The organism is Enterobacter sp. EGD-HP1 (assembly GCF_000733275.2).
Lineage (GTDB): Bacteria > Pseudomonadota > Gammaproteobacteria > Enterobacterales > Enterobacteriaceae > Enterobacter.
The window spans coordinates 26,831-42,137 of the sequence record NZ_AVOP01000012.1; the positions used below are offsets into that span (position 1 = coordinate 26,831).

The 15,307-nt window shown below is 56.4% G+C and carries 17 protein-coding genes; 7 read left to right on the forward strand and 10 right to left on the reverse strand.

All coding sequences use genetic code 11. The annotated features are described in order from the left end of the window. Positions 1–9: 9 nt before the first annotated feature. The 6 genes from tdcC to N037_RS09235 all read left to right on the forward strand — a co-directional run bounded on the left by tdcC (position 10) and on the right by N037_RS09235 (position 8,365). On the forward strand, positions 10–1,341 hold the full coding sequence (tdcC, locus tag N037_RS09210) for a threonine/serine transporter TdcC (protein WP_023333551.1): 1,332 nt from the start codon (positions 10–12) through the stop codon (positions 1,339–1,341). A 30-nt stretch (positions 1,342–1,371) separates the two neighbouring features. Further along, entirely contained in the window at positions 1,372–2,580 is a 1,209-nt protein-coding gene (tdcD, locus tag N037_RS09215) for a propionate kinase (RefSeq protein ID WP_032640998.1), read from the forward strand. 15 nt (positions 2,581–2,595) lie between these two features. Continuing rightward, positions 2,596–4,890 (forward strand): formate C-acetyltransferase, encoded by a 2,295-nt coding sequence (gene pflB, locus N037_RS09220; RefSeq protein ID WP_032640459.1) that lies wholly within the window; start codon positions 2,596–2,598, stop codon positions 4,888–4,890. A 149-nt stretch (positions 4,891–5,039) separates the two neighbouring features. Further along, positions 5,040–5,450 carry a Spy/CpxP family protein refolding chaperone gene (locus tag N037_RS09225; protein ID WP_032640462.1) on the forward strand — a complete coding sequence of 137 codons (411 nt, stop codon included), beginning with the start codon at positions 5,040–5,042 and terminating at the stop codon, positions 5,448–5,450. A gap of 261 nt (positions 5,451–5,711) precedes the next feature. Then, on the forward strand, positions 5,712–7,043 hold the full coding sequence (locus N037_RS09230; protein ID WP_032640464.1) for an amino acid permease: 1,332 nt from the start codon (positions 5,712–5,714) through the stop codon (positions 7,041–7,043). A 20-nt stretch (positions 7,044–7,063) separates the two neighbouring features. Further along, positions 7,064–8,365 (forward strand): L-cysteine desulfidase family protein, encoded by a 1,302-nt coding sequence (locus N037_RS09235; protein WP_032640466.1) that lies wholly within the window; start codon positions 7,064–7,066, stop codon positions 8,363–8,365. A 46-nt stretch (positions 8,366–8,411) separates the two neighbouring features. Here N037_RS09235 and N037_RS09240 read toward each other — a convergent pair whose 3' ends face one another. Continuing rightward, positions 8,412–9,113, reverse strand: a complete 702-nt coding sequence (locus N037_RS09240; protein ID WP_023333544.1) for a pirin family protein — start codon at positions 9,111–9,113, stop codon at positions 8,412–8,414. A gap of 104 nt (positions 9,114–9,217) precedes the next feature. On the opposite strand from N037_RS09240, the gene N037_RS09245 reads away from it, so the two are divergent. After that, positions 9,218–10,120: a LysR family transcriptional regulator gene (locus N037_RS09245; protein ID WP_029739659.1), complete on the forward strand. Its 903-nt coding sequence runs from the start codon at positions 9,218–9,220 to the stop codon at positions 10,118–10,120. Positions 10,121–10,166: 46 nt separating this feature from the next. On the opposite strand, the gene N037_RS09250 is transcribed toward N037_RS09245, so the two are convergent. The 9 genes from N037_RS09250 to yqjA form a co-directional block, all read right to left on the reverse strand. Further along, entirely contained in the window at positions 10,167–10,532 is a 366-nt protein-coding gene (locus N037_RS09250) for a DUF805 domain-containing protein (protein ID WP_029739660.1), read from the reverse strand. A 231-nt stretch (positions 10,533–10,763) separates the two neighbouring features. Then, positions 10,764–11,750 (reverse strand): glutathione S-transferase family protein, encoded by a 987-nt coding sequence (locus N037_RS09255; protein WP_023333542.1) that lies wholly within the window; start codon positions 11,748–11,750, stop codon positions 10,764–10,766. Positions 11,751–11,821: 71 nt separating this feature from the next. Further along, positions 11,822–12,214 carry a DoxX family protein gene (locus N037_RS09260; protein ID WP_023294633.1) on the reverse strand — a complete coding sequence of 131 codons (393 nt, stop codon included), beginning with the start codon at positions 12,212–12,214 and terminating at the stop codon, positions 11,822–11,824. A gap of 232 nt (positions 12,215–12,446) precedes the next feature. Then, positions 12,447–12,743: a YqjK-like family protein gene (locus tag N037_RS09265; protein ID WP_023333541.1), complete on the reverse strand. Its 297-nt coding sequence runs from the start codon at positions 12,741–12,743 to the stop codon at positions 12,447–12,449. A gap of 2 nt (positions 12,744–12,745) precedes the next feature. Continuing rightward, positions 12,746–13,138, reverse strand: coding sequence for a phage holin family protein (locus N037_RS09270; RefSeq protein ID WP_023333540.1), 393 nt, complete (start codon positions 13,136–13,138; stop codon positions 12,746–12,748). A 1-nt stretch (position 13,139) separates the two neighbouring features. Next, entirely contained in the window at positions 13,140–13,445 is a 306-nt protein-coding gene (locus N037_RS09275; protein ID WP_008503141.1) for a DUF883 family protein, read from the reverse strand. A gap of 31 nt (positions 13,446–13,476) precedes the next feature. After that, complete coding sequence (locus tag N037_RS09280; protein ID WP_008503142.1) at positions 13,477–13,845, reverse strand: DUF1090 domain-containing protein; 369 nt, start codon at positions 13,843–13,845, stop codon at positions 13,477–13,479. Between the two features lie 142 nt (positions 13,846–13,987). Next, the gene (mzrA, locus tag N037_RS09285) at positions 13,988–14,371 is read right to left on the reverse strand and encodes an EnvZ/OmpR regulon moderator MzrA (protein ID WP_023333539.1); all 384 of its coding nucleotides are present in this window, start codon (positions 14,369–14,371) and stop codon (positions 13,988–13,990) included. Between the two features lie 2 nt (positions 14,372–14,373). Then, entirely contained in the window at positions 14,374–15,036 is a 663-nt protein-coding gene (gene yqjA, locus N037_RS09290; RefSeq protein ID WP_023309289.1) for a DedA family general envelope maintenance protein YqjA, read from the reverse strand. Between the last annotated feature and the right edge of the window lie 271 nt (positions 15,037–15,307).

Below are 15,307 nucleotides of genomic sequence, written 5' to 3' on the forward strand. Positions count from 1 at the left end.
AGGTGACCTATGAGCAACACAGAAAGCATTATCGTTGGCCAGACAAAAACGTCCTCCTGGCGTAAGTCTGATACCACCTGGACGCTTGGCCTGTTTGGTACCGCCATTGGCGCAGGCGTGCTGTTCTTCCCCATTCGCGCAGGCTTTGGTGGATTGATCCCTATCCTGCTGATGCTGGTTCTCGCGTTCCCGATTGCGTTTTACTGCCACCGCGCGCTGGCGCGTTTGTGCCTGTCCGGCAGCAACGTTTCCGGCAACATCACCGAAACGGTGGAAGAGCACTTTGGTAAGACCGGCGGAGTGGTGATCACGTTCCTCTACTTCTTCGCCATTTGCCCGCTGCTGTGGATTTACGGCGTCACCATTACCAACACCTTTATGACCTTCTGGGAAAACCAGCTCCAGCTGCCTGCGCTGAACCGCGGCGTCGTGGCGCTGTTCCTGCTGCTGCTGATGGCCTTTGTTATCTGGTTTGGTAAAGACCTGATGGTGAAGGTCATGAGCTTCCTGGTGTTCCCGTTTATTGCCAGCCTGGTGCTGATTTCCCTGTCGCTGATCCCTTACTGGAACTCGGCGGTGATCGACCAGGTCAACCTGAGCGATATCGCCTTCACCGGTCATGACGGCATTCTGGTCACCGTGTGGCTGGGTATCTCCATCATGGTCTTCTCCTTCAACTTCTCGCCTATCGTCTCCTCGTTTGTGGTCTCCAAGCGCGAAGAGTACGAACCAGAGTTCGGTAAAGAATTTACCGAGCAGAAATGTTCCAAAATCATCGGTCGCGCCAGCCTGCTGATGGTGGCCGTGGTGATGTTCTTCGCCTTTAGCTGCCTGTTTACGCTCTCTCCGCAGAACATGGCGGACGCCAAGGCGCAGAACATTCCGGTGCTCTCCTACCTGGCGAACCACTTTGCGTCAATGTCCGGAACCAAATCGACGTTCGCGACGGTGCTGGAATACGGTGCCTCCATCATCGCGCTGGTGGCTATCTTCAAATCCTTCTTCGGGCACTACCTCGGCACGCTGGAAGGGCTGAACGGCCTGATCCTCAAGTTCGGCTACAAGGGCGATAAGAAGAAAGTCTCTGTCGGCAAGCTGAACACCATCAGCATGGTGTTCATCATGGGCTCCACCTGGGTAGTGGCCTACGCCAACCCGAACATTCTGGACCTTATTGAAGCCATGGGTGCGCCAATCATCGCCTCTCTGCTGTGCCTGCTGCCGATGTACGCCATCCGCAAGGCGCCTGCGCTGGCGAAATACAAAGGGCGTACCGAGAACATCTTCGTTACCGCGGTCGGCCTGCTGACCATTCTGAATATCGTTTACAAACTGTTCTAACCCATTGCTCAGGAAGAGCGGAGTCACATGATGATTGAGTTTCCGGTTGTACTGGTTATTAACTGCGGATCGTCCTCTGTTAAGTTTTCGGTGCTCGACGCCAGCAGCTGCGATCCCCTGATGACGGGCATTGCGGACGGCATCAACACCGAGAAGGCCTTTATTTCCGTGAACGGGGGTGAGCCGGCCAGACTGGCTCACCAGGACTACGAAGGGGCGCTGGCTGCCATCGCCCTGGAGCTGGAGAAGCGTAACCTGATGAGCAGCGTGGCCTTAATTGGCCACCGCATTGCGCACGGTGGCGACCTCTTCAGCGAGTCGACCCTGATCACGGAAGAGGTGATTGCGCAGATCCGCCAGGTCTCCCCGCTGGCGCCGCTGCATAACTACGCCAACCTGAACGGCGTGGAAGCGGCAGAGCGTCTGTTCCCGGGCGTGCAGCAGGTGGCGGTATTTGATACCAGCTTCCACCAGACGCTGCCGCCGCACGCGTATCTGTACGGTCTGCCGTACCGCTATTTTGAAGCGCTGGGCGTGCGCCGCTACGGCTTCCACGGGACCTCTCACCGTTACGTTGCCGCGCAGGCGCATACGCTTCTCGGGCTGTCCCCCGATGACAGCGGCCTGGTGATTGCCCATCTCGGCAACGGGGCGTCCATCTGCGCGGTGCGCAACGGCGAAAGTGTCGACACCTCGATGGGGATGACGCCGCTGGAAGGGCTGATGATGGGCACGCGCTGTGGCGACGTGGACTTCGGCGCGATGACGTGGATTGCCCGGCAGACCGGGCAGTCGTTTGAGGACCTGGAGCGCGTGGTCAATAAAGAGTCCGGGCTGCTGGGGATCTCCGGCATCTCCTCCGATTTACGCACGCTGGAGAAAGCCTGGCACGAAGGCAATGAGCGGGCGCAGCTGGCAATACACACCTTTGTTCACCGCATTGCGCGACATATCGCCGGGCACGCGGCGTCGCTGCACCGCCTGGATGGGGTGGTCTTTACCGGCGGCATTGGCGAAAACTCGAAGCTTGTCCGCGCGCTGGTGGCGGAACATCTGAACGTATTCGGCATCCGCCTCGACGACGCCAAAAATACCCTTCCTGGCAGCGCGGGTGAGCGCGTGATCTCCACCGAGTCGTCCCGCGTAGCCTGCGCGGTTATCCCTACCAACGAAGAAAAAATGATCGCGCTGGACGCCCTCCGTCTTGGGAAGGTTATTCCGGCCGCGGCTTACGCCTGATAAAGCGAGAAACACATGAAAGTAACAATCGATACGGGCGTCGCGCCCTACAGCGACGCATGGGCCGGGTTTCGCGGTGAAGAATGGAAAAACGCCGTCAACGTCCGCGATTTTATTCAGCATAACTACACCCCTTATGAAGGCGATGAAGCTTTCCTCGCGCAGGCGACGCCAGCAACGACGGCGCTGTGGCAGAAGGTAATGGTCGGCATTCGCCAGGAGAACGCCACCCACGCCCCGGTGGATTTTGACACTAACATTGCCACCACCATTACGGCCCACGGGCCGGGCTATATCGACCAGGATCTGGAGACGATCGTCGGTCTGCAAACCGATAAGCCGCTCAAGCGCGCCCTGCATCCGTACGGCGGGATCAACATGATCCGCAGCTCGTTCGAAGCCTATGGCCGGGAGATGGATCCGCAGTTCGAATACCTGTTTACCGACCTGCGAAAAACCCACAACCAGGGCGTATTTGACGTCTACTCCCCGGAGATGATGCGCTGCCGTAAATCCGGCGTGCTGACCGGTCTGCCGGACGGCTACGGGCGCGGACGCATCATCGGCGACTATCGTCGCGTGGCGCTATACGGGATTGCTTATCTGGTGCGCGAGCGTGAACTCCAGTTTACGGATCTGCAGGGCAGGCTGGAGCGCGGTGACGATCTGGAGGCGACGATCCGCCTGCGTGAAGAGCTGGCGGAGCACAAGCGCGCGCTGCTGCAGATCCAGCTGATGGCGGCGAACTATGGCTTTGATATCTCGCGCCCGGCGATGAACGCCCGGGAGGCGGTGCAGTGGGTCTATTTTGCCTACCTTGCCGCGGTGAAATCCCAGAACGGCGGGGCGATGTCGCTGGGGCGCACGGCCTCGTTCCTCGATATCTACATTGAACGCGACATGCAGGCGGGGCGCCTGAACGAAGTCCAGGCGCAGGAGCTGATCGACCACTTCATCATGAAGATCCGCATGGTGCGCTTCCTGCGGACGCCGGAATTCGACACGCTCTTCTCCGGCGATCCGATCTGGGCGACGGAAGTGATCGGCGGCATGGGGCTGGACGGGCGCACGCTGGTGACCAAAAACAGCTTCCGCTATCTGCACACGCTGCACACCATGGGGCCTGCGCCGGAGCCGAACCTGACGATCCTCTGGTCTGAACAGCTGCCGATCGCGTTCAAGAAATACGCCGCGCAGGTGTCGATCGTCACCTCTTCGCTGCAGTATGAGAACGACGATCTGATGCGTGCGGACTTCAACAGCGACGACTACGCCATTGCCTGCTGCGTCAGCCCGATGGTGATCGGCAAGCAGATGCAGTTCTTTGGCGCGCGCGCCAACCTCGCCAAAACGCTGCTGTACGCGATCAACGGCGGGGTGGACGAGAAGCTGAAGATCCAGGTCGGCCCGAAAACCGAGCCGCTGCTGGACGACGTGCTGGATTACGACACCGTGATGGCGAGCCTCGATCACTTTATGGACTGGCTGGCGGTGCAGTACATCAGCGCCCTGAATCTCATTCACTATATGCATGATAAGTACAGCTACGAAGCCTCGCTGATGGCGCTGCACGACCGGGACGTCTATCGCACCATGGCCTGCGGCATTGCCGGACTGTCGGTAGCCGCGGATTCCCTGTCGGCCATTAAATACGCCACGGTGAAGCCGGTGCGCGACCATACCGGACTGGCGGTCGATTTCGTGATTGAAGGGGACTATCCGCAGTACGGCAACAACGACGACCGCGTGGACAGCATCGCCTGCGACCTGGTGGAGCGCTTTATGAAGAAAATTCAGGCGCTGCCAACCTACCGCAACGCGGTGCCAACCCAGTCGATCCTGACCATCACCTCCAACGTGGTGTACGGGCAGAAGACCGGGAACACGCCGGACGGACGCCGCGGCGGCACGCCGTTTGCGCCAGGCGCGAACCCGATGCACGGTCGCGACAGAAAAGGGGCGGTGGCCTCGCTAACGTCGGTCGCCAAGCTGCCGTTCACCTATGCGAAAGACGGGATCTCCTACACCTTCTCCATCGTGCCGCAGGCGCTGGGCAAGGACGAGCTGGTGCGCAAAACCAACCTGGTGGGGCTGCTGGACGGGTACTTCCATCACGAAGCGTCCATTGAGGGTGGGCAGCATCTGAACGTCAACGTCATGAACCGGGAAATGCTCCTCGATGCCATTGCGCATCCCGAGAATTACCCGAACCTGACGATCCGCGTTTCAGGCTATGCGGTGCGGTTTAACGCCCTGACGCGCGAGCAGCAGCAGGATGTGATTTCGCGAACGTTTACCCAATCTATCTAAACGTGAGTTCTCATGCCCCCTCAACGCAGGGGGCATTTTTTTGCCCGCTAAACATACAAAATTGTTTATATAATTACTCACACATATTCATCCGCTCTTGAAAAACAATACGCCTGCTTTTCCCTATAACAGCATGTAAGGACAGTAAGATGATGAAAATGACCCGTATTGCGCTGGTCGCCGCCGCGCTGGCAGTGTGCAGTTTTACGGCACAGGCCGCGAACGTTGAGGCTGCCCCGTCTCCCTCGCAGGATCCGCTGGTACAGCACCTGAAGCTCAGCAATGAGCAGGTTAAGAAGATTGAAGATCTGCATAAGCAGCTGGAACAAAATGTCCGCAAGATCCCGATGACGGGCGTGAAGGACGGCGCGCTGATTGACATGTTCCAGGCGGGTAAATGGGATGAAAGCACGGTGAAAAGCCAGCTCGCTGCCTTCAGCAAAATTGAAGAGCAGACCCGCTATTACCGCGTGAAATATTACTTCGACGTCAGCCAGGTTTTGACGCCGGAACAGCGTAAACAGATTAGAACGGATATGGCTAACGCGCTGGCTAACTGATTTCCTACCCGCGCATGGCGCGGGTTTTTATTTCTTGATCGGCGTCACTTTTAGAAAGTTAGCTTTTAATATCCCACTTCAGAAGCAAAATTTCCTCCAGAAGCAGAATATCCTTATTAATGTTGTGACATTTTTCTCCCGCTCTCCGGATATGATCTTCCCACACCAATAACACTCACCTGCAACCATCTGAATCGCAGTCGCTGGCGATCGGAAACCTATAAAAACAACTGTTTACCCTACAAAATAAGCAAGTGCCCAATGAATACGGCAACAAACAGCAGTGTGATTGTGAGTGATTCCCCTGCGGCAAGGCGGGCGGGAATGAGCGAAAGCGAGTGGCGAGAGGCGATTAAATTCGACAGCACCGACACGGGCTGGGTCATCATGAGTATTGGGATGGCTATCGGCGCGGGGATAGTTTTTCTCCCCGTGCAGGTCGGATTAATGGGGCTGTGGGTATTTTTGCTCTCATCAATAATCGGCTATCCGGCCATGTATTTATTCCAGCGTCTGTTTATTAATACGCTGGCGGAATCACCGGAGTGCAAAGATTACCCGAGCGTGATTAGCGGTTATCTGGGTAAGAACTGGGGCATCTTATTAGGCGCGCTCTATTTCGTGATGCTGGTGATCTGGATGTTTGTCTATTCCACGGCCATCACCAACGACAGCGCCTCGTATTTGCACACCTTCGGCGTGACCGACGGTTTGTTATCCGACAATCCGTTTTACGGTTTATGCCTGATCTGCATTCTGGTGGCCATTTCGTCGCGCGGTGAAAAGCTGCTGTTTAAAGTCTCCAGCCTGATGGTGCTGACCAAATTATTCGTGGTAGCCGCGCTGGGGTTGTCGATGATTGGGCTCTGGCATCTGGCCAACGTGGGCATGCTGCCGCCTGCGGGGTTGTTGATTAAAAACGCCATCATTACGCTGCCCTTTACCTTAACCTCCATTCTGTTTATTCAGACCCTGAGTCCGATGGTGATCTCATACCGTTCACGGGAAAAATCAGTGAAGGTGGCGCGTCACAAGGCGCTGCGGGCGATGAATATTGCCTTCGGCATCCTGTTTGTGACGGTCTTTTTCTACGCCGTCTCCTTCACGCTGGCGATGGGACACGACGAGGCGGTGAAAGCCTACGAGCAGAATATCTCTGCCCTGGCGATTGCGGCGCAGTTTATCAGCGGTGACGGTGCGGGCTGGGTCAAAATCGTCAGCGTGATCCTCAATATCTTCGCTGTGATGACCGCGTTCTTCGGCGTCTATCTCGGCTTTCGCGAGGCGACGCAGGGTATCGTCATGAACATCCTGCGCCGCAGAATGCCGGCTGAGAAAATCAGTGAAAACGCCGTCCAGCGCGGGATTATGCTGTTCGCTATCCTGCTGGCCTGGAGCGCGATCGTGTTAAACGCGCCGGTACTGAGCTTCACCTCCATTTGCAGCCCTATCTTCGGCATGGTGGGCTGCCTGATCCCAGCATGGCTGGTCTATAAGGTGCCGGCCTTGCATAAATATAAAGGCGTATCGCTGGTGATTATCGTCATCACCGGACTGCTGCTTTGTGTTTCTCCTTTCCTCGCATTCTCCTGAGGGCAATTAAGGTCGTAACGATGTTTAAGCAAACTCATCCTTTATGGAATCAATTTATTCGCGCGGTGCAGGAAGAAGTGAAGCCTGCCCTTGGGTGCACCGAACCCGTGTCTCTGGCGCTGGCCTGCGCGATGGCCGCAGACCTTCTGCCGGGGGAGGTCACGCAAATAGAGGCGTGGGTATCGCCGAACCTGATGAAAAACGGGCTGGGCGTAACGGTGCCGGGCACCGGCATGGTCGGGTTACCCATTGCGGCGGCGCTGGGTGCGATTGGCGGTAACGCCAACGCCGGACTGGAGGTGTTGAAAGATGTCACCGCCGATGCGCTGATACGCGCCAAAGCCCTGCTTGAGGCGGGGCTGGTGCAGGTCAAACTGCAGGCACCGTGCGATGAGATCCTTTACTCGCGCGCCCGCGTTCATGCCGGGGATCTCTCGGCAATGGTGACCATCTCTGGCGGACATACGCGGGTAGTGGAGGTGGTTTGTCAGGGCGAAACGCGCTTTACGCTTGACGATCATCAGTGCCAGACGAAAGACGATCCGCTGGCGGTACTCTCAACTACCACGCTGTCGCAAATCCTGGAATTTGTCGAGCAGGTGCCGTTTGAGGCGATCCGCTTTATCCTGCAGGCACGGCGGCTGAACGATGCGCTCTCCCGCGAAGGTTTGCGTGGCAACTGGGGACTGCACATTGGCGCAACGCTCAGTAAGCAGCGCGCGCGCGGATGGATGGCGCGGGATCTGGGGTCAGATATTGTCATTCGTACCAGCGCAGCCTCAGATGCCCGGATGGGCGGTGCGACGCTGCCGGCGATGAGCAATTCGGGCTCTGGCAATCAGGGGATTGCCGCCACTATGCCGGTGGTGGTCGTGGCTGAACACGTTCAGGCTGACGACGAACGGCTGGCGCGGGCGCTGATGCTGTCACATCTTTCGGCTATCTATATCCACGTCCAGCTTCCGCGGCTGTCGGCGCTGTGTGCGGCGACAACGGCAGCGATGGGTGCTGCCGCGGGGATGGCGTGGCTGATGGGCGGTTCTTACCAGACCATTTCAATGGCGATAGGCAGTATGATCGGTGACGTCAGCGGGATGATCTGCGATGGGGCGTCTAACAGCTGCGCCCTGAAGGTCTCAACCAGCGTCAGTAGCGCCTGGAAAGCGGTGATGATGGCACTGGATGACTCTGCCGTAACGGGCAACGAGGGGATTGTGGCGCACGATGTAGAGCAGTCGATCGCAAACCTGTGCGCGCTGGCGTGCCGCTCAATGCAGGAAACGGACCGGCAGATTATTGAGATTATGGCGAGTAAGGTGTAGCGCATTTCCCTCTCCCTGTGGGAGAGGGTTAGGGTGTAAGTATTTTCTAAACCGGCAAATCAATCAGCAGCGCGCGCAGCGGCGTATCCGCCACCAGGGTGATATTCGCTTCATCACGAATAAACGCCCCGTCGCCGCAGGTGAGCGCTTCTTTCTCTTCCGTGTGCGTTACCGCATGCACCGTACCGTGAATAGACTGCAAATAGGCGCGCGGACCATGAAGCTGGAAGCTCGCCTGTTCACCTTTCTTCAGCTCGATATGGTGCAGCCACACCTGCTGACGCAGTTGCAGACTCTCTTTACTGCCGTCCGGCGATGCAATCAGCTGCTGCTTATCGCCCGTTAAATCTAACTTCTGTACCAGCGGATTTTCCCGCTCAGGGCAGGCGTCCAGCCACAGCTGCATGCGGGTCAGCGTTTTGTCTTTGCTGAGGTTATGCTCGCTGTAGCTGATGCCCGGCTGCGTGGAAATTAACAGCGCTTCGCCAGCCTTTGCCTGGACATGATTGCCCTCGCTATCGCGGTATTCTGCCTCGCCTTCCAGGATCAGGTTCAGGATATCGACTTTCGGGTACGTACGCGGCTGGAAGGAGGCGCCCGGGGCGAGCACTTCCTGGTTCAACACGCGCAGTGAAGCGTAACCGAGGAGTTTAGGGTCAAAGTAGTGTCCAAAGGAAAAGGTGTAGCGGGCCTGCAGCCAACCGAAATCGGCTTGTCCGCACTGTTTAGCTGTTCTTGTCGTAATCATAAACTTGACCTCTCTTTACACTAAAACAATGGTAAAGGTATGGACGCTGCATTGTTAGCCAGATATTCTGCCCGGTATGTTCAAATTTCCTGAATGAGAACGAGATGGCTAAAGAGAGAGCATTGACGCTTGAGGCGCTTCGCGTCATGGACGCGATTGACCGGCGCGGCAGTTTTGCGGCGGCGGCAGACGAGCTGGGGCGCGTTCCGTCTGCGCTAAGCTACACCATGCAGAAGCTGGAAGAAGAGCTGGACGTGGTGCTGTTTGACCGCTCCGGTCATCGAACAAAATTCACCAACGTCGGACGGATGCTACTGGAGCGCGGCCGCGTGCTGCTGGAAGCGGCGGATAAGCTCACGACGGACGCCGAAGCGCTGGCGCGCGGCTGGGAAACCCATCTGACGTTAGTTACTGAAGCGCTGGTGCCGACTGAAGCGCTGTTCCCGCTGGTAGACCGCCTGGCGGCGAAGGCCAATACCCAGCTGTCGATTATCACCGAGGTGCTGGCAGGCGCGTGGGAACGTCTGGAGACGGGCAGGGCGGATATCGTTATTGCGCCGGACATGCACTTCCGTTCCTCATCGGAAATTAATTCGCGCAAGCTTTACAGCGTGATGAACGTCTATGTTGCCGCACCCAATCACCCGATTCACCAGGAGCCGGAGCCGCTCTCTGAAGTGACGCGCGTGAAGTATCGCGGCGTGGCGGTAGCGGATACCGCGCGCGAGCGTCCGGTGCTGACGGTGCAGCTGCTGGATAAGCAGCCTCGTCTGACGGTGACCTCGCTGGAAGACAAACGGCAGGCGCTGCTGGCCGGTCTCGGCGTGGCAACGATGCCTTATCCGTTTGTGGAAAAAGACATTGCGGAAGGACGGCTGCGCGTTGTCAGCCCGGAATATAGCCACGAGGTGGATATCATTATGGCGTGGCGTCGCGACAGCATGGGCGAAGCCAAATCGTGGTGTTTACGCGAAATTCCGAAGCTTTTCACGCAATACAATAAATAAAATCGTAATTGGTAGGCCCGGTAAGCGAAGCGTCACCGGGCTTTTTTTATGCACCGATCTTAGGATCCGGACCAAAGCGGTTTTCGCCCGGCGTCCCGCTCTGGCAGTTGAAGATCAAAATCACGATCCAGCCAATAATCGGGATCAACAGCAGCAGTAACCACCACGCCGAACGATCGGTGTCGTGCAGTCGACGGAACAGCACCGCCCATGATGGCAGCAGGACTAACAGGCCATAAATGGTGGTCAGCACGCCTTCACCGCCAGCCCGCTCCCAGCCAAGAATTTTATCCACAATACCCAGCACCATGATGAGGATGAAGTTCACCAGAACGAACATCCAGTACTCTTTACGGCGGGCACGGCCACCAAATCCAATGTAGTTGCGCAGTACTTTTAAATACCAGTCCATTTTCCTTGCCTCATTAGTCAGTCAATCACTTGTTTTCTAAGCGATCGAGGTAAGGATAGATGGAGATTGTGAATTAAAAAAGGGCATTTACCCGTCATACTTCAAGTTGCCTGGGCGTTGGCTTTCCTCGCTCACCCCAGTCACGTACTTATGTACGCTCCTGGGGATTCGCTGTGTCGCCGCCTTCATGCAACTTGAATTATTTAGGGTATTGATTGATGCCCTCAATATTTATCCAAAACGGACGTCGCGCCCGTGAGGTTCATCGAGATCCTGCCACGGCCCAATGGAGATAATGCCCGTCGGGTTGATGGTTTTGTGGCTGCGGAAATAGTGGGTGCGAATATGGTCGAAGTCGACCGTGTCGGCAATACCCGGCATCTGGTAGATGTCGCGCAGAAAACCGTGCAGGTTCAGGTAGTCGCTGATGCGGTGTTTGTCGCACTTGAAGTGGGTGACGTAAACCGGATCGAAGCGGATAAGCGTGGTCCACAGGCGGATATCCGCTTCCGTCAGGCGATCGCCCGTCAGATAGCGATGCTGGCCGAGAATCTGCTCCAGACGCTCCAGCGATTCAAACACCTTTCCAACCGCTTCGTCATACGCTTCCTGGCTGGTGGCGAAACCGGCCTTGTAGACGCCGTTGTTGACGTTGTCGTAAATCCAGCCGTTCAGCTCATCAATCTTATCGCGCAGCTCAACCGGGTAGTAATCCCCGGCGCGGGCGCCGTGCGCGTCAAACGCGGTATTGAACATGCGGATGATTTCCGCAGACTCATTGCTGACAATCGTCTGGTTTTTCTTGTCCCACAGCACCGGCACGGTAACGCGCCCGGTGTAGTGCGGATCGGCGCGCAGATAGAGCTGGTAAAGGAAATCGTGATGATACAGCTCATCACCCGTCGCGGCCGGGAAATTGCTGTCAAACGTCCAGCCGTTTTCGAGCATCAGCGGGTTGACCACCGAAACCGGAATTAACGATTCGAGACCTTTAAGTTTGCGCACAATCAGCGTGCGGTGCGCCCACGGACAGGCAAGCGAAACATAAAGATGATAACGGTCTTTCTCGGCTGCGAAGCCACCTTCGCCGCTCGGGCCGGGCGCACCGTCGGCGGTCAGCCAGTTGCGGAAGGCCGAAACTGAGCGCTTGAAGCGACCTCCGGTGGATTTGGTGTCATACCAGACATCCTGCCATACGCCGTCTACGAGTTGTCCCATTTTTTCTCCTCCGTCAGATAGCAAAAGCGAGGAGATGTCTCCTCGCTTTGTGTTCATTCAGTATAGCGTGCTTACCACTTCTTATTCAGAACGCGGTCAATGCTGTATGCGCCTGGGCCAGTGACGGCCAGCAGCAGGAAGCCACCCGCGATGGTCAGGTTTTTCATGAACATCAGGGAGTTCACGCCTTCCGCAAAGTTGCTGTGGAAGATAAACGCCGTCAGCAGGGTGAAGCCTGCGGTAAACAGCGCGGTAGTGCGGGTCAGGAAGCCGAACAGTACCGCCAGGCCGCCGCCGAACTCAAGAAGAATGGTCAGCGGCAGCAGGAACCCCGGAACGCCCATGGCTTCCATATACTGCTGGGTACCCGCATAACCGGTGATTTTTCCCCAACCTGCCACGATGAACAGAATTGGCATCAGAATACGCGCGACCAGTACACCAACATCTTCTAATTTTTTCATTTTACTCTCCAGGAAACCACATCAGCGGCTGAACATTATTTGTCTGCAATTCCGGGTAGATACCGCGTCGTTGCTGTCGATGGAGAGGATAATAAACGGGGCGGGTGACAATTGTTAGCAAGGAAAACTGTCAATCTTCTTCAAAGATATTGAGTAAGGAAGGGGGGCGACTTTGCCGGGTGGCGCTGCGCTTACCCGGCCTACGATTGCATGTAGGTCGGGTAAGGCGTAGCTAGCGTAATTGCTGCTGACGGATCGTGGCTTTTACCAGACGCCAGGCGCTCCAGGCGCCGAATCCACGACGAGCCCAGCGGATGAGCATATTCGGATGACGAACGGACCAGATTGCCATCACGCTGCTGCCGACCAGCGCCCACGAACGCAGGCTCAGGACGGTATTCCAGCCCCGGTCAAACCGTCGCGTCGCGTCAATCCAGTCGCGACGACTGGCAGACAGATCCAGCCGTTGCTGCTGGATCTGGCTTAACAGGTACGCTTTTCGCTTTTGACGTTCGGCTTTATCGCTCACGGCTAGTCATCCTCCAGCAGAGCGCGATCGTTCGCCAGCTCCTGACGCGTATGGCGCAGGAATGTGGACTTGCGCGCTTTACGCAGCGTCCAGATACCGCCTATCAACGCGGCGACCAGCAGAACGACGGTGGTGGCAATCATCGCGTTAAGACGATACTGCGGGTCAATGGCCCAGATGATTAACACCATCAGGCTCATCAGACCAAACGCGGCGAAAAGCATGGTCAGCCCAAGCATCAGCAGCATCTGGAAGAGGTTGGCTTTCTCCTCTTCCAGCTCGACCACTGCCAGCCGGACGCGCGTTTCGGCAATCCCGACCAGCGTCGTTAAAATACGCTGGCCGATGCCGAGGACGTTGTTAGCAGGCCCTTGTGCGTGACGAGGATCTTCCATATCAGCGACGCGTCAGAAGGACACCCAGTACCACACCTACTGCGGCACCAATTCCTACACCCGTCCATGGATTATCACGCACATATTCGTCCGCGCGGGCAGCCGCTTCGCGGGTCTGTTTCGCCAGTGCATCACCGGTTTCACCCAGGCGATAGCGGCTCTCTTTCAGCGCCTGCTCCGCCTTGCTGCGCAGTTTGCTGACCTCTTCTTTTGACTTGTCAGCAGAGGAGTTCAGCACCTCTTCAAGGGTATCGGCCAGGGATTTCAGTTCAGCGCGCAGATGTTCAGACGTCGTATCTTTTGACATGATTCTCTCTCCTGTTGAGATTTCCGTTAACTCAATAATCGCGAGCTTCCAGCGCTTTCAGATCATCCTGCGCTTCTTTCAACTTCTTCTCGCGCTTAGCAATTTTTTCCGCATCTCCTTTCTCTTTCGCTTCCTGCAGGTCGCGACGGCGCTCGGCTATCTCGTCCTTCTGTTCAGCGATTTTCTTCTGGTGGTCGGCACGTAGCTTGCTGTCTGAACAGTTCGCTTTCACTTCGCTCAGCGCTTTTTTAAGACCATCAACACGGTGCTGATTGTTATGCTTTTCGGCATAACCGATCTCACGCTGAATATCCTGTTCTTTCTCCTGACAGAGAGAGTTTGCGAAGGATGCTGTGCTTAAAGAAAAAAGGGCCAGAGCCAGAGTCATGCGGAATTTCATTATCGAAACCTTCCATTGTGTGGCGGCATAAGCCGCTATCCAAACTTATGCGGAGTACGTTGAGGGGTGCTCCGCGTACTTAAGCATAGTAAGTAAACGGGGGATTCACCAAAGTGAGTGAAAAGATTCGGAATCCTGGAAGTTATCCAAACCGATGCGACGTATCGCGAATCAATGACAGCCAGGCTGCAGGCTGGCTATCATCTTCCTGCTGGGCAATGATATACCCGTGCGGCAGCGTACGGTCGAGAACCACTTTCGCCGCGGCACTTTGCGCACGGGAATCAAACTTGATCAGTAAAACATCGTCCTGCGGGGTAATGCTCTTAAAGCGGATCCCGTTCGCATCCAGATGATGCCAGACAGAAAAACCGTCAGGCACGCTCGCACCCTGGTTTACCGGGCGGATGGCCAGCGTCGATTCCTGATGCGAAAGCGCGCTCCATGCCAGCAGCATGGCGCTGAGCACCACCAGCGTAACCACGGCAAAGGCAAAACGGCGCAGAGCGAGCGGTGAGATTGCCATCGTCAGCCTCTGGCTCCGTATTTCTTTTTCCACAGGACAACCAGTGAGCCAATCAGGCCGAAGACCAGCAGAACCACGGGCAGCAGCATCAGGCAGGACATCAGCTGGTCCTCATATTTCATAAAGACCGGCGTTTTGCCCAGCGCATAGCCGAGCGTCGTCAGAATAAGGACCCATAACAGGCCGCTCATCCAGTTAAAGAACTGGAAGCGGGCGCTGCTCAACCCTGACAGGCCGGCAATGGTCGGCAACAGGGTGCGAACGAAGGCGATAAAGCGGCCAATCAGCAGCGCGGAAAGCCCGTGCTTGTGGAAAAGGTGGTGCGCCCGCTGGTGATAATGGGCAGGCAGGTGCGAGAGCCAGTTCTGGACGATCCGGGTATTGCCCAGCCATCTTCCCTGGATGTAGCTCACCCAGCAGCCGAGGCTGGCCGCCACGGTCAGCAATAAAATGGTGTGTGGAAACGCCATCGCGCCTTTGGCACACAGCACGCCGACAAGCACCAGCAAACTGTCACCGGGCAGGAAGGCCGCAGGCAGCAAACCGTTCTCAAGGAACAGGATCATAAACAAGACGAAATAGAGCATGCCAATCATGGAGGGGTTGGCCAGCGTTTCAAAATCCTGCGCCCAGAGGGCATGCAGTAGTTGGGTCAAAAGTTCCATTCAGTGTTCCTGGAAATCGGTTAACGTCACGCCTGTTATCCGGGACAAACAGCACGGCGACATTGTTGTGATTTCATTATGGTCGCTCGCGGACACATTGCGGTGTGGCCAACACTGTTCCCTGTTAATTGGCTGGTTAGCAAGCACTAACTTACAAAATAAGGAATTGAATCCAATTGTAACAAAGCCCAACGTTCTGCGTCACAGAATTTGCAGGGGTGAGTTGATTTTGGCGTAAGCCCAGGAAGTGAGCGAGGGGATTTACAAAGGC